The 18961-nt window shown below is 65.2% G+C and carries 15 protein-coding genes and 2 riboswitches; of the genes, 12 read left to right on the top strand and 3 right to left on the bottom strand.

Features of this window, described 5'->3' with window-relative positions:
- Positions 1-11 precede the first annotated feature (11 nt).
- On the bottom strand, positions 12-1928 hold the full coding sequence (locus tag VNN77_03360) for a TonB-dependent receptor (protein HXG50428.1): 1917 nt from the start codon (positions 1926-1928) through the stop codon (positions 12-14).
- Positions 1929-1951: 23 nt separating this feature from the next.
- Positions 1952-2123: riboswitch (cobalamin riboswitch) on the bottom strand.
- 857 nt (positions 2124-2980) lie between these two features.
- A riboswitch (cobalamin riboswitch) is annotated at positions 2981-3170 on the bottom strand.
- Positions 3171-3236: 66 nt separating this feature from the next.
- Positions 3237-3944: an adenosylcobinamide-GDP ribazoletransferase gene (locus tag VNN77_03355; protein HXG50427.1), complete on the bottom strand. Its 708-nt coding sequence runs from the start codon at positions 3942-3944 to the stop codon at positions 3237-3239.
- A 230-nt stretch (positions 3945-4174) separates the two neighbouring features.
- Here VNN77_03355 and gyrB point away from each other — a divergent pair, with 230 nt between their 5' ends.
- The 11 genes from gyrB (at position 4175) to pyrF (ending at position 17097) form a co-directional block, all read left to right on the top strand.
- On the top strand, positions 4175-6604 hold the full coding sequence (gene gyrB / locus VNN77_03350; protein ID HXG50426.1) for a DNA topoisomerase (ATP-hydrolyzing) subunit B: 2430 nt from the start codon (positions 4175-4177) through the stop codon (positions 6602-6604).
- A 52-nt stretch (positions 6605-6656) separates the two neighbouring features.
- Positions 6657-9107, top strand: coding sequence for a DNA gyrase subunit A (gene gyrA / locus VNN77_03345; GenBank protein HXG50425.1), 2451 nt, complete (start codon positions 6657-6659; stop codon positions 9105-9107).
- 72 nt (positions 9108-9179) lie between these two features.
- Positions 9180-10193, top strand: a complete 1014-nt coding sequence (locus VNN77_03340; GenBank protein ID HXG50424.1) for an NAD(P)H-dependent glycerol-3-phosphate dehydrogenase — start codon at positions 9180-9182, stop codon at positions 10191-10193.
- A 67-nt stretch (positions 10194-10260) separates the two neighbouring features.
- Positions 10261-10422: a 50S ribosomal protein L34 gene (rpmH, locus tag VNN77_03335; protein HXG50423.1), complete on the top strand. Its 162-nt coding sequence runs from the start codon at positions 10261-10263 to the stop codon at positions 10420-10422.
- Positions 10423-10433: 11 nt separating this feature from the next.
- Positions 10434-10787, top strand: a complete 354-nt coding sequence (rnpA, locus tag VNN77_03330) for a ribonuclease P protein component (GenBank protein ID HXG50422.1) — start codon at positions 10434-10436, stop codon at positions 10785-10787.
- A gap of 3 nt (positions 10788-10790) precedes the next feature.
- Positions 10791-11012 carry a membrane protein insertion efficiency factor YidD gene (yidD, locus tag VNN77_03325; protein ID HXG50421.1) on the top strand — a complete coding sequence of 74 codons (222 nt, stop codon included), beginning with the start codon at positions 10791-10793 and terminating at the stop codon, positions 11010-11012.
- 5 nt (positions 11013-11017) lie between these two features.
- Positions 11018-12625 (top strand): membrane protein insertase YidC, encoded by a 1608-nt coding sequence (gene yidC / locus VNN77_03320; protein ID HXG50420.1) that lies wholly within the window; start codon positions 11018-11020, stop codon positions 12623-12625.
- 21 nt (positions 12626-12646) lie between these two features.
- Positions 12647-13408 carry an RNA-binding cell elongation regulator Jag/EloR gene (gene jag / locus VNN77_03315; protein HXG50419.1) on the top strand — a complete coding sequence of 254 codons (762 nt, stop codon included), beginning with the start codon at positions 12647-12649 and terminating at the stop codon, positions 13406-13408.
- 76 nt (positions 13409-13484) lie between these two features.
- The gene (gene ispG / locus VNN77_03310; GenBank protein HXG50418.1) at positions 13485-14582 is read left to right on the top strand and encodes a flavodoxin-dependent (E)-4-hydroxy-3-methylbut-2-enyl-diphosphate synthase; all 1098 of its coding nucleotides are present in this window, start codon (positions 13485-13487) and stop codon (positions 14580-14582) included.
- Positions 14583-14612: 30 nt separating this feature from the next.
- Complete coding sequence (locus tag VNN77_03305) at positions 14613-16340, top strand: proline--tRNA ligase (GenBank protein HXG50417.1); 1728 nt, start codon at positions 14613-14615, stop codon at positions 16338-16340.
- Between the two features lie 4 nt (positions 16341-16344).
- A complete protein-coding gene (pyrF, locus tag VNN77_03300) occupies positions 16345-17097 on the top strand; it encodes an orotidine-5'-phosphate decarboxylase (protein ID HXG50416.1) in 753 nt (250 codons plus the stop codon).
- Here the strand turns inward: pyrF and thiD are convergent.
- The gene (thiD, locus tag VNN77_03295) at positions 17094-17921 is read right to left on the bottom strand and encodes a bifunctional hydroxymethylpyrimidine kinase/phosphomethylpyrimidine kinase (protein ID HXG50415.1); all 828 of its coding nucleotides are present in this window, start codon (positions 17919-17921) and stop codon (positions 17094-17096) included. The genes pyrF and thiD overlap by 4 nt on opposite strands.
- A 164-nt stretch (positions 17922-18085) precedes the next feature.
- Here thiD and VNN77_03290 point away from each other — a divergent pair, with 164 nt between their 5' ends.
- Positions 18086-18958 carry an isocitrate lyase/phosphoenolpyruvate mutase family protein gene (locus tag VNN77_03290; protein ID HXG50414.1) on the top strand — a complete coding sequence of 291 codons (873 nt, stop codon included), beginning with the start codon at positions 18086-18088 and terminating at the stop codon, positions 18956-18958.
- Positions 18959-18961 lie beyond the last annotated feature (3 nt).

Here is an 18961-nt window from a genome sequence, read left to right as displayed (position 1 = left end):
CGCGTTTTTTCCTACGTTCCGCCGAACCGGGCGCGAACCCCGAGCAGGAAATTGAGCGGGCGCGCGCGAAAGCCGTCGGCTTCTTCATACCTTTTGTCGAGCAGGTTTTCGATCTTGCCGAAAAGCGCCAGGCTGTTGGCAAAAGGCGCTTTCCACGGCAGCTCGTAGCTCGAGGAGACGTCGAGCTTCAGGTAACCCGGTTTGGACGTGTCACCGAAGGGGGAGGCGGCGCGAAAATCGTCCCGTCGGCCGATCAGGTGGGCAATGACGTTCACGTTCCAGCCGTCGCGGAGATAATTCAGGCCGATGCTGCCGCGGTGCCTCGGCCGGCGCCGCAGCTTTCCGTCGGCGGTGTCCCAGTCGAGGTAGGTGTAGCCGGCGTTTACCGCGAGCGACGGAAGCGGCTTAAAGCCCAGGTTCCACTCCACGCCGTCGAAGCGAGCCTTGCCGACGTTCTCGGCGCGAAAGCAGCCCAGGGGATCGCCCGGAATGGGGCGCGCTTCGATCAGGCCCGTCACTTCCCGGTGAAAATAAGTCGCCCCGATTTCCACCCGGTCCCCCATCAGGCGCTGCTCCACGCCCGCGTTCAGCTCCCAGCTCCTTTCGGGATCGAGATTCGGGTTGCCGAAGGCCGGGCAGCCGAAAGCCGGGGGAAAGAAAAGCTCGTTCAGCGACGGCGCCTTGAAGCCTCGCGCATAGCCGGCTTTCAGCCGGGTGCCGGTTCCTGCGAAGGTGTAGGCGGCGGAAAACGACGGGGTCCAGGCGCTGCCGAAGCTTTGATTGTCGTCGAGGCGGACGCCCGGGATCAAGATCAGCCGCCGATCGAGCAGCTGGAGCTGCTGTTGGAGGTAATAGCCCGTGTTCCCGATCGCCTCGTCGATGCCGCTGCTGGTGCTGGCGGAGCGCCGCTTGTATTCCACGCCGAAGGTCGTCGTGCCCCAGTGCTCGAAGCGGTAGTTGGTCTGGACCTCCGCCGTGTCGCTGCGCGGGCGGAAGCGGTCGCGGCTGCGAAAATCGCACGGGAAGCCGAAAAAAGCGCAGCCATCGACGTCGTCGCTGTCCTTGATGTGCTCTTTGAAGAAAGACCCCGAGATCCGGTAATCCCAGTTCCGCAAAATCTTATGCTCCCATTCGAGCTTGCCCAGGTACCGGATCGAGGCTTCGCGCGCGTTGGGATCGGGCTGCGAGGCGAAATTGTTGCTGTTGAACAACCCGAGGTCGCTCTTGGCGAAGTGAAAAAAGCCCTTGAGGCCTGCGTTCTCCGTCACGCGATAATCCAGGCGCGCCGATGCAGAGAGATTTCGGTAGTCGTCGTTGACGCTTCGAAAGCCCCGGCTTTCGAGCCGCGCACCGCTCAACGAATAGCCGAGCCTGCCCGCCGCGCCGCGCAGCGTCAGCGCCTGTCGATGGCTCCGCCCGTTGCCGCCCTCGAGCGACAATCCCGCTTCGAGCGGCCCTTCGCCTTTCCTCGTGATGACGTTGATGACGCCGCCGATCGCCTGGGAGCCGTAGAGCGTGCCGCCCGCGCCGCGAAGAATTTCGATTCGCTCGACGTTCTCGGTGGTCAGGTGGGCGAAGTCGAACGTGCCGAGGGTCGTGCTGTTGACCTCGACGCCGTCAATCAGCACCAGAACGTGATCCGATTCCGAGCCGCGGATGAACACTGCAGTGTTGTTCCCGCGCGACCCCGACTGGACGACGTCGAGCCCGGGCACGTGGCGCAGCGCGTCCAGGACCGTTTCGGCCTGCTGCTTCTCGATCTCTTCGGCCGTGATGATCGTGGCCGAGGTCGTCACCTGTCGAAGCGGCGTCTCGGTGCGCGTCGCGGTGACAAACACGGGCGGCAGGCTGGATTCCGCCGGTTCGCCGGCAAATCCTTTTGAGATCGAGAAAAAAAGCAGCGGTAAGACGAGAAAATAAGCCTTCATCAAACCTCCTTTTCCCGCGAAAGGGGATGTTGTGGCGTCCGGACAGGTCTCCTGGCTCAGGCTTCGTCCTACTCGCCGCGCCTTCCCACCGGCTTGCGCCGGCAGTGGCGTCTCGCGGCTTTCGTCGCCTTTACAGTTGCGGGGCAGCAGAGGAATCGCACCTCTTTCCCTTGCATCCGTCCGCAGTCAGTTTGTGCTCCGGTCTGCCTCCTTTGTCGGCCAGCGCCCGGAATCAGTCAGTCGGAATTCGACGGGAACGTTGACCCAGCTTTCCACGGCTCGCCCGCCCGATCGCGCCGGCACAAAACGCCAGCGCTTCACTGCCTCCTCGGCGGCTCGGTCGAGGACGTCGCTCCCGGAGCTCAGTCTGACCTCGACCGTTTTCGACCTCCCCTCAGGATCGACCAGGACCCGCAGCAGCACGCGCCCCTCCCGTCCCTCTCTGCGGGCGTGCTCTGGGTAGGGAGGGGCCGGGGCGTAATCGTAGGAGGCGGGGGTGAACCGCGCTCTGCCTCCGCCCGAACCGCCGGCCGCGAGATCTGCCTTGCCGCCTCCCGCCGAAGAAGGGCCGGCCCCTCCAACCCTCGAAGCGTCCCCCGCCGCGAAGACGGAGGACTTTTCGGAGCCGGACCTTCCGGCCAGCGCCAACAACGAGCCATCGTCGTTCTCGGCGTGAAAAACCGAGAGCGTTTCGGATTCACCGTCTCGGGCGGTTTCCGGCATCTTTGCTTCCACGGCCGCCTGGCCGAAAGTTCCGCCGCGGTCATCGAGGCGCTTCGTGTCAGCCGCCGCTGGCTGTACGCCGCCTGCCGTGCGGTACGGGGGCGCAGATCCGGGCGAACCGGTCCGCTCGCGGGCGCTTTCCTGTCTGCTGATCAGCGTGACCACGACCGGAGCTTCCCCGCTCTCGCGAAACGAGACCGGATATGCGAGGGCAAGCGCATGCAACGCCAGCGAGGCCGACAGGAAAAACGCCTCTCTCACACACCACCTCTCGAGACCCCGACGGTGTAACGGGAAATAGGGAAAACCTTTCTCTCTCTACCGGAGAGACCGGTCGACAAACTCTAGGCAGGTTTCCTGGCTTGGGGGCGCGGGGCGTTTGTCTGCGCCCTGCTTTCCGCAGCCTTCCCATCCCTCAACGGGACAGTGGCCTGGGTCGCGGAAACTTACCCCTTCACAGTGGCGGGACCGCGCCGGATTCGCACCGGCTTCCCTGTCACCTAGAGCCGTGTAAACTGGTGGCGAAGTTATCCTCTTGGCTGGCGGGTGTCAATAGGATCGTTTGCTGCCCCCGAGCCCGGACCGTCACAGCACGGAAAGCAGGAGGAGCGCCAGCGTTTCCGCCAGCTCCACGACTCCGCCCGCTCCATCCAGCGAGGGTGCTCCGGCCCATTTGCCGAAACAACTCCGCGCGAGAAGCGTCGCAAGAGAAACGACCAGGCCGATCCAGAGCGCGCCCCGCCCGAGGAGGTAGACCGCCAACACCAACGCGATCGCAGTGGCCAGAAAAAGCTGCAGGGGCCTGACGCCTGCGGCGATCGATCGAAGAGGCTCGCCCGCGGCGGCGGCAGCCCCGTAGAGGTAAATCACGAGCGCCCAACGGCCGAACACCGGAGCGAGCAGGAGATCGATCGAGCGAGAGTCGCCCGCGACTTCGATCGTTCGGACCTTGAGCATCAGAACGAAAAAGAGGGCGAGCAGACCCGAGGTTTCGCCTGTGCCGGAGCCGCCGAAGCTCAGGCTTCCGGGCAGGCGGGCGAACGTCCCGCGCAGCGCGTCGAGAGACATCCCGCCGGTCAAGAGCGCAAGCTCCAGAACCAGAACCGCGCTCAGCACCTCGGAGTCGAGATGGGGCTGAAGCAAGCGATCCGAAAGCAACAACGCAACGCCCAGGATCAGCCCGGTCAGCGGAAAACAACCGGCCATGGCGCCGATCCGGTGCGGCTCCGGCGGCGTCTTTCCAAGGCGCTGCAGCGCGGTAAGGAACGCGAGTGCCGTAATGGCCGGTTTCACCGCTCCGTTTTGACGCAAGGAAGCAGGGCTGTCAACCGGGCTTTCCAGCGGCCTTTGCCGGGGGTTTTCGGGCGGACTGGCGAGGGATGAAATTTTCTTTAAAAATCGCCCCGTTAGGGGCCACAAAAAGCTTTACTTTCGAGGGCATTTCCGCTATGATTCGACTGGTTCCTTTGAAAGCGTAAGTGCATTAATTTTAAGGGATTTTTTAAAACCCCGAACAGCACGAGATGGGCGACACCAAAAATTCCCCGCCGGAAGAGTACAGCGCCGACAACATCAAGGTTTTGGAGGGCCTCGAGGCCGTCAGAAAGCGGCCCGGGATGTACATCGGAGATACCGGAGAGCGGGGCCTCCACCACCTGGTCTACGAAGTCGTGGACAATTCCATCGACGAGGCGCTGGCCGGCTATTGTGACAGGATCGACGTCACGATCCACATCGACAACAGCGTTACGGTCGTCGACAACGGCCGCGGAATTCCGGTCGACATTCACCCGACCGAAAAAGTTTCCGCGGCGGAGGTCGTGCTCACCAAGCTCCACGCCGGCGGCAAGTTCGACAAGGCATCCTATAAAGTCTCCGGCGGCTTGCACGGGGTCGGCATCTCGGTCGTCAACGCCCTGTCGGAAACGCTGGAAGTCGAGATCAAACGCGAAGGGAAGGTCTACCAGCAAACCTACAGGCGCGGCGTGCCGCAGGCGCCGCTCAAGGAGGTCGGAACCTCGAAAGAACGCGGCACCCGCGTCACCTTCCGGCCCGATTCAGAGGTTTTCGAAACCATCGAGTTCAGCTTCGACATCCTCTCCCAGAGGCTGCGCGAGCTGGCCTTCCTCAACCGGGGCGTCAAGATCACCATCGAGGACGAGCGGAGCCAGAAAAAGCACGAGCTCCTGTACAAAGGCGGGATCGTCTCCTTCGTCGAGCATCTCAACCGCGCCAAGACCCCCGTTCACCCCCAGGTCATCTACCTGCAAGGCGAAAAAGAAGGCGTCGAGGCCGAGATCGCGATGCAGTGGAACGACGGTTACGCCGAAAACGTCTTTTCGTTCGCCAACAACATCAACACCCTCGAAGGCGGAACGCACCTGATCGGCTTCAAGTCGGCGCTGACCCGGACGATCAACAGCTACGCCATCGAGAACGGCCAGCTGAAGAAGGACGACGAAAACCTGCAGGGGGAGGACGTCCGGGAAGGGCTGACGGCGGTGATCAGCGTGAAGGTGCCGGAGCCGCAATTCGAAGGCCAGACCAAGACCAGGCTCGGCAACAGCGAGGTCAAGGGCATCGTCGAGGCGCTGGTGAACGAAAAGCTCGCGAGCTTCCTCGCCGAGCATCCGGGCGACGCGCGCAAGATCGTGATGAAGGGCATCGAGGCGGCGCGCGTCCGGGAAGCCACCCGCAAGGCGAAAGAACTCGCCCGGCGCAAGGGGGCCCTGGACTCCGGCTCGCTGCCGGGAAAGCTCGCCGATTGCCAGGAGCGCGACCCGGCGCTGAGCGAGCTTTACCTGGTCGAGGGCGAGTCCGCCGGCGGTTCGGCGAAGCAGGGACGGGACCGGCGCAACCAGGCGATCCTGCCGCTCAAGGGGAAGATCCTCAACGTCGAGAAAGCGCGGTTCGACAAGATGCTTTCCTCCCAGGAGATCCGCACCCTGATCACCGCGCTCGGCACCGGCGTGAAAGAGGACTACGATCCGGCGAAGCTGCGCTACCATTCCATCGTCATCATGACGGACGCCGACGTCGACGGGTCCCACATCCGGACGTTGCTGCTCACTTTCTTTTACCGCCAGATGCCCGACCTCGTCGAAAAAGGCCACCTCTTCATCGCCCAGCCGCCCCTCTACAAGGTCAAGCGCGGCCGCCAGGAACGCTACATCAAGGACGAGGCGGCCCTGGAAGACTACCTGATCGAGATGGGTACCGAGGATCTGCGGGTCCGGACGTCGAGCAACGGCAACGGGCTCGCCGGCCAGCCGCTGCAGTCCTTCATCAAGAAAGCGCTGCGCTTCGACAAGCTGATGATGACGGCGGTGCGCAAGCGGCGGAGCCGGGCGGTGATCGAGGCGGTCCTCATGCGCGAGGGGTTCTCGGAAGAGACGCTCAAGGATGCCGCCGAGCTGCAGCGCTTCCAGTCCGATCTGGCTTCCTTCGTCAATCTGGCGGCGCCCGAGGAGGCGCCGGTTTCCTGCGCGCTGCAGGAGGATCCCGAGCACAACTGCTTCAAGCTCGTCTGCTCGACGCGCGCGAACGGGAGCGGGCTGCAAACCGTCATCGACCGCGAGTTCCTGACCAGCCCGGAATACAAGGAGCTGCGGCGCGCTTTCGGCGAACTCACCCATCCCGGCTACCCGCCGTACACGGTCGAGAACGGCGAGGGCCGCCGGCGGCTGCGCTCCCTCAAAGAGCTGGTCGAGTATGTGCTTGCGGCCGGCAAGAAAGGGCAGGACATCCAGCGCTACAAAGGGCTGGGAGAGATGAACCCGGAGCAGCTGTGGGAGACGACGATGAACCCCGAAACCCGGGTTTTCCTGCAGGTCCGGATCGAGGACGCGGTGGAGGCCAACGACATCTTTTCCACGTTGATGGGCGACGAGGTGGAACCGCGGCGCAGGTTCATCGAAGAGCACGCGCTGTCGGTGAAAAATCTCGACGTTTAGCCACCAGTCCGCCCGGACGCGATCGACGCGCGGTCCCGACTGAAGATTCGCAATGGAAGCGACCCTGAAGCAGCAGAAGGTCCCGGTCTACATCGAAGACGAGATGCGGCAGTCGTTCATGGACTACGCCATGAGCGTCATCATCAGCCGCGCCCTGCCCGACGTCCGCGACGGCCTGAAGCCGGTGCACCGTCGCGTCCTCTACGCGATGTACGAGATGGGTCTCACGCACGAGAAGCGTTATCGCAAGAGCGCCGGCGTCGTCGGCGAGGTCCTCAAGAACTACCACCCGCACGGCGACACCGCAGTCTACGACACGATCGTCCGGCTCGTGCAGGATTTCTCGATGCGCTATCCGCTGATCGATGGTCAGGGGAACTGGGGCAGCATCGACGGCGATCCCCCGGCGGCGATGCGCTACACGGAGATCCGCATGGCGGAGCTCGCCGAGGAGATCCTCGCGGATATCGAGAAGGATACCGTCGAGTTCGTCCCCAACTACGACGATTCGCTGAAGGAGCCGGTCGTCCTGCCGTCGCGGATCCCCAATCTGCTCATCAACGGCGCGGCGGGGATCGCGGTGGGAATGGCGACCAACATCCCGCCGCACAATCTCGGGGAAGTGGTCGACGGGCTGATCGCGCTCATCGAGAACCCGGACATCACGGTGAAGGAGCTCATGCACTACATTCCCGGGCCGGATTTCCCCACCGCCGGCTTCATCCACGGCCGCGAGCCGATCCTGCAAGCCTACACCGAGGGCAGGGGCATCATCCAGATGCGCGGCAAGGCGTTCACCGAGACCGTCAAGCGCACGGGGAAGGAACAGATCGTCATCAGCGAGATCCCTTTCATGGTGAACAAGAACCGGCTGATCGAGCAGATCGCGGCGCTGGTTCAGGAAAAGAAGATCGAGGGCATCGCCGATCTGCGCGACGAGTCCGACCGGGAGGGGATGCGCATCGTTCTGGAGCTGAAGCGCGACGCGATGGCGGACATCATCCTCAACCAGCTCTACAAGCACACCGCCCTGCAGGAGTCCTTCGGCGTCAACATGCTCGCGATCGTCGACGGCAGGCCCAAGCTTCTCAATCTCAAGGAGGCGCTGAAAGCGTTCCTCGACCACCGCAAGGAAGTGGTGACGCGGCGCACGGCCTACGAGCTGCGCCAGGCCGAAGAGCGGCTGCACATCCTGGAGGGACTGAAGATCGCGCTCGATCACCTCGACGAGGTGATCCGGCTGATCCGCGGCTCGCGCGATCCCAAGACCGCGAAGGAGGGCCTGATGCAGAGCTTCGGCCTGTCGGAAGCGCAGGCACAGGCGATCCTGGAGATGCGGCTGCAGCGGCTCACCGGCCTGGAGCGCGACAAGATCGTGCAGGAGCACCGCGAAACGCTCGAGCTGATCGCCAAGCTGCGCGCGATCCTGGCGAGCGAGAGGGAGATCTACCGGATCATCGTCGAGGAGCTGCGCGAGATCAAGAAGAAATACGGTGACGAGCGGCGCACCCAGATCGTGGCGCAATCGGAAGAGATCTCGATCGAGGACCTGATCGTCGACGAGGACATGGCGGTGACGATCTCCCACGAAGGCTACATCAAGCGCAATCCGGTGGCGCTCTACCGGGCCCAGCGGCGCGGCGGGAAGGGAAAAATCGGCACGACGACCAAGGAGGAGGATTTCGTCGAGTACCTGATCATCGCCTCGATGCACGCCACGCTGCTGTTCTTCACGACGACCGGCAAGGTCTACGGGATCAAGGTCCATGAGCTGCCGCAGGCCAGCCGCGCCGCGCGCGGCAAGCCGATCGTCAATCTGTTGAATCTTGAGCCCGGAGAGCGGGTCTCGGCGTTTCTCTCGATCCGCGAGTTCCAGGAAGGGCGTTACGTGGTCTTCGCCACGAAGAACGGCCTGATCAAGAAAACCGAGCTGATGGCCTACGCCAACCTGCGCGCCAGCGGCCTGCGGGCGATCGCGCTGGAGCCCGGCGACGAGGTCATCGGCGTCCGCCTGACCGACGGCCGCCAGGAGATCATCCTCTCCACGGCCGCCGGGCAGTCTATCCGCTTCAAGGAGGAGCAGGTCCGCGCCACGGGGCGCGGCACCTACGGCGTGGTCGGGATGCGGCTGGACGAAGGCGACTCGGTGGTGAGCATGGAGATTCTCAGCCTGGGATCCGACATCCTGACGGTGGCGGAAAACGGCCTCGGCAAGCGCACCGCGATGGACGAGTACCGGCTGCAGGCACGCGGCGGCAAGGGCATCATCACGATGAAGACCACGGAAAAGACGGGTCGCGTCGTCGGCGTGCAGCAGGTGACGGAAGAGGACCAGCTCATGCTCGTCACCAACAAGGGGAAGATCATTCGACTCAGGGTCGGGGACATTCGGGTGATCGGCCGCAACACCCAGGGCGTGCGCCTGATCGATCTCGAGGAGGGGGAGCGGGTGGTATCGCTCGCGCGGCTGGCGGAAAGAGAGGAGGAGGAAGAGGGGGTGTGAGGCGCTCTCGATCCGTTCCCGGCCCGCCGGAACGGATCGATCTGTGCCGTTCTCTACGGAAGCTGAGCCACCATGAGCCAGGCCATTGCCGTCATCGGCGCCGGCGGGTGGGGAATCGCGCTGGCGAAGCTGCTGGCCGAAAAGGGCATGCGGGTCACCCTCTGGTGCCACGGCGCGGACACGCACCGGGAGCTGGCCGGAGCGCGCGAAAGTCGTACTTATCTCCCCGGGGTGCGTCTGCCCGACGACGTGGAGCTGACGCGTGACGCCGCGGCGGCCGCCCGGGGAAAATCGCTCGTGATCTGCGCGGTTCCCTCGCACGCGGTGCGCGAGGTGCTGGAGCAGGCGGCTCCAGGCCTCGATCGAGGCACGACGCTGCTCTGCGCCACGAAAGGGTTGGAGGAGGGGAGCCTCAAGACGATGGGAGAGCTCATGGCCGAGATTCTCGGTGAAGGCGCCAGAGAACGCCACGCTTTTCTCTCCGGCCCCACCTTCGCCGCGGAAGTCGGGCGGGGGCTGCCCGCAGCGGTAACGGCGGCGGCCTACCGCCGGGAAGTCGCGCGCGCGGTGCAGGAGACTTTGAGCACGCAAAACTTCCGGGTCTACACCTCGACCGACGTGATCGGGGTCCAGATGGGAGGCGTGGTGAAGAACGTCATCGCCATCGCGGCCGGCATCAGCGACGGCCTCGGGCTGGGACACAACGCCCGCGCGGCGTTGATCACCCGCGGTCTCGCCGAGCTCACGCGGCTGGCGGTTCGCATGGGCGCGGACCCCGCAACCACCTCCGGACTGGCCGGCCTCGGGGACCTCGTGCTCACCTGCACCGGAGAGCTGAGCCGCAACCGCAAGGTGGGGGTTTTGGTGGCGCAGGGAAAGAGCCTGGAAGAAATCATGGCGGGAACGCGGATGGTGGCCGAGGGAGTGCGCAACACGCGGTCGGTGCGGGAACTCGCCAGCCGTCTATCGGTCGAGATGCCGATCGTCGACCAGATGTACCGGGTGCTGTACGAGGGAAAACCGCCTGCACTCGCGGTGCGCGACCTGATGAAGCGCTCGCTCAAGCCCGAAAATTCGCTAAATTGACAATACCCCGACGGTATGGTTCATATAAAAAGTTGGCGATTCGACCGTCTCAGGAGCCATTAGCGCTATGAAAAGGACTTATCAGCCGAGCAACGTTCGCCGCAAGCGAACACATGGGTTTCTCGCCCGTATGGCCACGCCGGGCGGGCGAAACGTGCTAAAGAGAAGACGGGCCAAGGGGCGAAAACGGCTAACGGTTACGGTGCCGCCGAAGCGAGCGCGAACGTAAGCCAAGCACGCATGTCGCCGGGAAAGGCGGACTTTCCGAAGCAGGCCCGCCTGAGGAAACGACCCGAATTCATCGATCTGTCGCGCCGCGGAAAGAAGATCCACACCCCCCATTTCGTGGTCATCACCAGGCCGAACGACGGCAAGCAGGCGCGACTGGGCGTAACCGTCAGCGCCAAGGTTGGAAACGCAGTGGCGCGCAACCGTGTCAAACGGCTCGTCCGCGAATGCTTCCGGCGGTGCCGCCGCGACATCGTACCGGTGCTCGACGTTCTGGTGATCGCGCGCGACGCCGCAGCCGACATCTCTTACGCCCAGACCGAAAGCGAGCTGAAAAAAGCTCTGGTGAGAAACGGGAGCCGCTGAGCCGTGAACCGCAGGATCCGGTCGATTCTAGCCGCGGGCCTCAAGGCCTATCATCGCTTCGTCTCGCCGGTGCTTCCCCGCTCGTGCCGTTTCTTTCCCACCTGCTCGGTTTACGCGTCGCAGGCCGTCGAGCGGTACGGGGTGGTTGCCGGGACGCTCATGGCCCTTCGCCGATTGGGCCGTTGCCATCCCGGAAACCCGGGCGGATATGATCCGGTTCGCTGATCATCATGGAGAAGCGCGCCCTTTTAGCGGTCGTTCTTTCGCTCATCGTCCTCGTTCTGTACCAGCAGTGGCTGGGATGGCAGTACGGCACCCCGGAATCTCCAGCTCCGCCGGTTCCCGAAGCGAAAAAGCCGGTCGTTCCCGAGCCCGCCCGGCCCGCTGCGCCGCCGAAGGCGGCGGCTGCCGAGCGTCCGGTCCCGCAGGAAGCAAGGGAGCTCACAGTGGAGACCGACCGCTACATGGCGGTTTTCACGAGCCGGGGCGCGCGTCTGAAGAGCTTTCAGTTCAAGGACTATCGCAGCTCGGCTCATGAGAAGAGCCCGCCGTTCGACATCGTCTCTCCCTCCCCGGCCCTGCCGCTCCCCCTCGGGGTTACTTGGATCGGTGCCCCTGCGGGAGGCGACGCGGATGTGAACTACGAGGTCGAGGGATCGAGCGTGCGACTGTCAGGGGAGCAGCAGGCCGCCTTGACCTTCCGCGGGCGTGCGGGCGACGGCACGACGATCACCAAGACGCTCGTGTTCACGGGAGGCAGCTACCCGATCCGGCTCGAGGTGTCCGCCGTGAACCCTGCGGGCGCGGCGGTTCCGCTCCAGGTTCTGTTGACGGCTCCTGCCGATCAGGCGGTCCGCAATCCCGACGCCCCGTTCGAGGGGCTCGTGGCGCTCGTCGACAACAAGATCAAGCGCGAGCACGTGGCCGATCCGTTGAAGGAGGAGAAGGCGTTTTCCGGGGATGTCGCCTGGGCCGGCTTCGGCTACACTTATTTTTTTATCGCGCTCCTCCCCGAAAGCGGGGGGAAGCACTCCGTCACGCTGGGGCAGTCCGGTCCGGCGCTCGTGCTGAGCGTCGCCCCGCAACCCGCCCGGGACGCCGCCCGCTACACGCTGTTCATCGGCCCGAAGGATCTGAGCGTCCTCGAAGCGATCGGGAAGGGGCTCGAGCGCTCGATCGATTTCGGCTATTTCGCCTTCATCTCGATTCCACTGCTCTACGTGCTCCATTTCTTCCACCGGTTCACCGCGAGCTACGGGATCGATATCATCCTGCTCACGGTCTTGATCAAGATTCTCACGGCGCCGCTGACGCACAAGAGCTACGTCTCGATGAAGCAGATGCAGCGGCTGCAGCCGCAGATGGAGCGGCTCAAGGAGAAGTTCAAGGACGATCGCGAGAAGCTCAACAAGGAGATCATGGAGCTTTACCGGCGCAACGGGGTCAATCCGCTGGGCGGTTGCCTGCCGATGCTGCTGCAGTTTCCCGTGTTCATCGGCCTGTACAACGCGCTCAGCACGCCCATCGAGCTGCGCCACGCTCCGTTTCTCTGGATCAAGGACCTGTCGCGGCCGGACTGGGAGTCGCTGCCTTTTACGGTCGGCGGCTGGCATCTCGGCGTTCCGGTGCTGACGATCCTGATGGGCGCCAGCATGTTCATCCAGCAGTGGATGACTCCGAGCGCGGGCGACCCGAACCAGCGCAAGATGATGTTGATGATGCCGCTCATGTTCACCTTCATGTTCGTCACCTTCCCGGCCGGATTGACGATTTACTGGCTGGTCAATAACATTCTGTCGATCGGCCAGCAGTGGTGGATCAACCGCATGGACAAGTAGGGACGCGCGGCGAGGTCTGATATGGATTACGTGGAAACCGAAGGCGACAGCATCGATGAGGCGATCGAGGCCGCTCTCAAGGCCCTGGGCGTGGGGCGAGACCAGGTGACGGTCGATATCCTCGCCGAGCCGCGCAGGGGTATTCTCGGGTTCCGAGCCCAAAAGGCCCGCATCAGGGCTTCGCTGCGCAAGACGATCCTCGCGGCGGCGGTCGCCGCCCCGCAGGCTTCAGCGGCCGCGCGCATGGCCGAGCCCGATGCGGCGGCGCTGACGGCGAAGGCGAAGGATGTCCTCGAAGAGATCCTGCGGTTGATGGGCATCCCGGCCACGATCGAGGTGAAGGAGGATCAGGAACGAGCCGAAACGGTGCTGGAGATCCGGACGGAGAACAGCGGCCTTTTGATCGGCCGGAAGGGGCAGACCCTCGAAGCCCTCCAGTACCTGGTCACCCGGATCGCCGGAGAGCACACCGGCGAGGGCCCGCACGTCGTGGTCGACATCGAAAACTACCGGGAGCGGCGGCGAAAATCCCTGGAGGACATGGCTCTCCGGCTGGGGGAAAAGGCCAAACGACAGCGCAAGACCGTTACCGTGGAAGCGCTGAGCGCCGCGGATCGGCGCATCATCCATGCCGCCCTGCAGGACGATCCCTGGGTCACCACCAAGAGCCTCGGCCAGGGCTCGTACCGGCGGCTGCTCATCATCCCGGAAGGCGATCGCAAGAAGAAAGAAGAGCCGCGGCCCGGCTCCCAGGACCGGGCCGCGGGCAAAGCGAGCAAGTAGCCGCTCGCGTCGGGAAGGTTTCCGACGCGCGAGAACCGCGTTTGACCCCCTGTTACGGCTTCTCTATAGTGAGACCATGATCCCGCGCCGAAAAACCAGGCAGATCCGGGTCGGCAACGTCGCGATCGGCGGTGGGGCGCCGATCTCCGTTCAGTCCATGACGAAAACAGACACGCGGGACGTGGCGGCGACGGTCGATCAGATCTGGGCTCTGGAGGCGGCGGGCTGCGACATCGTCCGGGTCGCCGTGCCGGTCCGGGAGGCTGCCGAGCAGCTCGGGGCGATCAAGCGGCAGATCCGCATCCCGCTGGTCGCGGACATTCATTTCAACTACAAGCTGGCGCTGATCGCGCTCGCCCAGGGGGTGGACGGGTTGCGGCTCAACCCGGGAAACATCGGCCCGCGCTGGTGCATCGAAGAGGTCGTCAAGTCGGCCTCCGAGCGCCGGGTGCCGATACGGATCGGCGTCAATGCCGGCTCGCTCGAGAAGGATCTGCTGGAAAAATACGGCGGGCCGACGGCTGCGGGCATGGTCGAAAGCGGGCTGCGCCACATACGCATCCTCGAAGAGCTCGGCTACCGGGAGATCAAAATCTCGCTCAAAGCGTCCGATCCATTGATGACGATCGAGGCCTACCGGATGCTCGCCGACAAGGTCGACTACCCTTTCCACCTCGGCGTGACGGAAGCGGGCACGCCGGCTGCAGGGACGATCAAGTCGGCGGTCGGCCTCGGCGCGTTGCTGGCCGAAGGGATCGGCGACACGATCCGGGTCTCGCTGGCGGCCGATCCCGTGGAGGAGGTTCGGGTCGGCGCGCAGATCCTCCGCTCCCTCGGGCTGAGGGAGGGCGGCATGAGGTTCGTCGCGTGCCCTTCCTGCGGCCGCGCGGACGTGGATCTCGTCGCGCTCGCCGCCGCGGTCGAGCGGCGGATGGAAGCCTACCGCGACATGGACATTCACGTCGCGGTGATGGGCTGCGAGGTGAACGGTCCCGGGGAAGCGCGCGCCGCGGATCTCGGGGTCGCCGGCGGCAAAGGGATCGGGCTCATCTTTCGCAGGGGTCAGGTCATTCGCAAGGTGCCCGAGGCGCAGATCGTCGACGCGCTGATGGAAGAGGTCGAGAAGCTCGCCGCGGCGAAACAAAACGCCGCCCCGTCCGGCGCCGAGGTCTGAAAGCAGGCGTCCTCCCCGCCCGTCCCGCGAATGCGCTGGAGCCAAACCCTCATCCCGACCTTGAAAGAAGATCCGGCCGACGCCGAGGTCGTCAGCCACAAGCTACTGGTGCGGGGCGGCTTCATCCGGCAGGTGAGCCGAGGCATCTACGACTACCTGCCCCTGGGACTCAGGGTGCTGCGGAAAATCGAGGCGATCGTCCGGGAGGAGATGGAGCGGGCCGGAGCCCACGAGCTGCTGCTGCCGATCGCCGCGCCCGCCGAGTTGTGGCAGGAAAGCGGCCGCTGGGACCTCTACGGCAAGGAGCTGATCCGTTTCAAGGACCGTCACGACCGCGACTTCTGCCTGGGCCCCACGCACGAAGAGGTGATCACGGATCTGATCCGCCGCGTGGTCCGCTCCTATCGCGAGCTGCCGCTGAACCTCTACCAGATCCAGACCAAGTTCCGCGACGAGATCCGGCCTCGCTTCGGGCTGTTGCGCGGCCGCGAGTTCCTGATGAAGGACGCCTACAGTTTTCACACCGACGTCGAGGACTGTCGTCGTGAGTACGACAACATGTTCGAAACCTACAAGCGCATCTTTGCGCGGTGCGGCCTGCGGTTCCGGCCGGTGGAAGCGCACACGGGAGCGATCGGCGGAACGCAGTCGCACGAGTTCCAGGTGCTCGCCGAATCGGGAGAGGACGCGATCGTGAGCTGCGACGCGTGCGATTACGCCGCGAACGTCGAAAAGGCCGAGATCCGGGCGCCGCGCCCGGCCGCGCGCGACGTCACGCGGGAGAGCGCCAAGCTCGCCAAGGTGGCCACGCCCGGCAAGAAATCGGTGGCGGAGGTCGCCGCCTTTCTCCGCGTTCCCCCGGAGCGGTTCATAAAAACGCTGGTCTACCGGACCGATCGAAGCGAGCTGGTGGCGGTGCTCGTGCGCGGCGATCACGAGGTCAACCCCACCAAGCTCCAGAACGTTATCGGCTGCCGCGAGGTGACGCTGGCGGACGAGGCCACCGTGCGCGAGGCGACCGGAGTCGCGCCCGGCTTTCTGGGCCCGATCGGCCTCAAGCTGCGCGTCGTCGCCGATCTCGCGGTTCAGGGCATCCAGGACGCGGTCACCGGCGCCAACGAAGCGGACGCTCATTTCGTCAACGTCGACCAGGAACGGGACTTCACGCCCGCGGCTTTTGCCGACCTCAGGATGGCGGCGGCGGGTGACCCCTGCCCCCGTTGCGATCGCGGCTCGCTCGAGGCGCATCGCGGAATCGAAGTCGGCCAGATCTTCTATCTCGGGCGGAAATACAGCGAACCGCTCGCTGCGACCTATCTCGACGCCGAGGGACGGGAGCGGCCGATCGAGATGGGTTGCTACGGGATCGGCATCAGCCGCCTGGCGGCCGCAGCGATCGAGCAGAATCACGACGGCAACGGGATGATCTGGCCGATGGCGATCGCGCCGTTCCACGTGCTGCTGTTGCCGGTGAACTATCGGGACGGGGAAGTGCGAAGGGTCGCCGACCGGCTGTACGAGGGGCTGCGCCGCGAGGGCGTGGAGGTGCTTTTCGACGATCGCGACGAACGGCCCGGCGTCAAGTTCAAGGACGCCGACCTCATCGGCGTTCCGCTGCGGGTCACCATCGGCACCAAGGGTCTCGAGAAAGGCTGCGTGGAAACGCGCTGGCGCCGCGACGGCCGGACGGACGAGATTCCGACCGCCCGCGCGGCCGAAACCATCCGCGACATGGTGATGCGGGCGCTTCAGGGATAAAACCGTGGCGTCGAGCCTCGAGCTTGTCCGTCCTCCGGCCTCCATGCGGGAGCGGCTGATCGTCGCCCTGGACCTGGACGATCTCGAGGAGGTCGCCGACCTGGTGCGGCTTCTGGCGCCCGAGGTCGGCATGTTCAAGATCGGCAAGCAACTGTTCACCCACTCGGGACCTCAATCCGTCCGCCTGATCCATGAGCTCGGCGGCGAGGTGTTTCTCGATCTCAAGTTCCACGACATCCCCAGCACAGTCGCCAAGGCGGCGATCGAGGCCACGCGCCTCGGGGTGAAGATGTTCAACGTCCATGCCTCGGGCGGCCTCGAGATGATGCGCACCACCGTCAAGGAGGTGCGTCGGGTATGCCGCCAGGAGCAGCGGCGCCGCCCGATCATGCTCGGGGTGACCGTCCTCACCAGCCTCGATCAGACGGACCTTCGGCGCCTGGGAGTCGGCAGAGACGTGGCCGATCAGGTAGTGCGGCTGGCGCTGCTCACGCGCGAAGCGGGAATGGACGGTGTCGTCGCGTCGCCCCGCGAGGTGGCCGATATCCGCAAGGCCTGCGGTCTGCGTTTCATCATCGTCACGCCGGGAATTCGCCCCGCCGCCAGCCGAACGGACGACCAGCGACGGGTCATGACGCCCGGCGAGGCGGTGCGCGCCGGGGTCGACTACATCGTGGTCGGGCGCCCGATCCTCGAAGCCTCGGATCGCGTCGGCGCAGCGCGCCGGATCATCGCGGAAATGGAGCGAGCGCGCTAGGAGCGCTTTGCCCGGCGCATGGGTTCGGGGGCGCGTCCGGGCCAAAAGGCGTAGAACTGGTGCACCGGGCCGTGGCCGGCGCCCACGGGGAAGGCGCCGCGGATGGCGCGGGTGATGAAGCTCTTGGCGCCGGCCACGGCCCGTTCGATCGTTTCTCCCTTCGCGAGATAGGCGGCGATCGCCGCGGAAAAAGTGCAGCCCGTGCCGTGCGTGTGGCGCGTCCGAATTCGGGGCGCGGCGAACTCGTGAAAGCGGCCGCCCTCGTACAGCAGATCGACGGCCGCGCCGCGGCGGTGACCGCCTTTGATGACGACCGCCCGCGGTCCGAGCGAGGCGATCTTCTCGGCGGCCTCGCGGATCTCGGAGTCGCGACGCAGCCGCATGCCCGCCAGGGCTTCGGCCTCGGGAACGTTGGGCGTTACGACCGTGGCGAGCGGCAGGAGGCGCGACCGCAGGGTCTCGAGGGCATCACGGGTCAGCAGCCGCCGGCCGCCCTTGGCGATCATCACCGGATCGACCACGACGTTGATCAGCCGGTGCCGACGGATTTTCCTCGAGACGGCCTCGACGATGGCCGCGTTGGCGAGCATCCCGGTCTTGACCGCGTGTGCGCCGATATCTCCGGCCACGGCGTCGATCTGCGCCGCGACCAGCGCCGGATCCAGTGGCGCAACGCGCGTCACGCGAAGGCTGTTCTGCGCCGTGATCGCGGTGATCACCGAGGTGCCGTAAACACCGAGAGCGGCGAAGGTCTTGAGATCCGCTTGTATGCCGGCCCCGGCGCCGGAATCGGATCCCGCGATCGTCATCGCCGTGAAGATCATGGAGTCGTGGCCTCGGCCGCAGGCGGCGCCTGGAGGTCGGCGCGCCCCGCGATTCTACCCCGCGCATGGAGCGAGGCGCAAACTCCCGCCGGGCGCTTGCTTCCGGGAGGCGGAGCGACTTAGGATTGGGGGGCGTCGGCTTTTCCGCCTGCGGGGAGCAAAACATGGAACCGATAGACAGACCGATTCTGGATGCCGCGAACGCACGCAGCCGCCGTTTGCGCGAGCTTGTCCGTGCTCCCGAGATCCTGGTCATGCCCGGGGCCTACGACGTCCTGAGCGCCTTGCTTTTCGAGCGAATGGGGTTTCAGGCGATCCAGGGAACCAGCGGCGGCATCGCCGCCGCGCTCGGCTACCCCGACGGGGAGGTGATGAGCCGGGATTGCTTCCTCGACGTTTCCGGCAGGATCGCCGCCGCGCTGGCGGTGCCCTTCAACGCCGACGGGGAGCGGGGCTACGGCGACGAAGCGGAAATTCCCGGGACCGTGCGCGGGCTCGTGGCGCGAGGCGTGGCGGGGATGAACCTGGAGGACGGGGCCCGCGGCAAACCCGGAAGCGGGCGGGGGCTGGTGCCGCTCGAGGAGCAGCTGCGCAAGATCGCGGCGGTGATGGAAGCCAAACGACGGCTGGGCAGCGAGTTTTTTCTCAACGCGCGGGTCGACGCTTTCCATGTCGTCACCGCCGATCCGAAAAAGGCGCTCGACGAGGCGATCCGACGCGGCAATGCATACGCGGAAGCGGGCGGAGACTGCATCTTCTATCTGAACCTGCACGCTCCCGAAACGATCCGGATCGTGGTCCGGGAGGTCAAGGCGCCCGTCAGTATCCTCGCCGGGCCGCAGTCGCCGAGCGTGACCGAGCTGCAGGACCTCGGTGTCGCGCGCGTGAGCTACGGTTCCGGCTTCTTGAAAGCGGCTCTGGGGGCGACCAAAAGGCTGGCGGAAGAAATCCTGGAAAGCGGCACGGCTGCGGGCATATCGGCGGGAGTGCAAACCCCGGAGATCTCGGCGCTGCTGGCGGGAAGGAAAGGGAGCTGATTC

It is taken from the genome of Candidatus Zixiibacteriota bacterium (assembly GCA_035574315.1).
Lineage (GTDB): Bacteria > Desulfobacterota > Binatia > UBA9968 > UBA9968 > DATLYW01.
The sequence above is the reverse complement of the archived record's forward strand: the minus strand, read 5'-3'. Positions and strand labels throughout refer to the sequence as shown.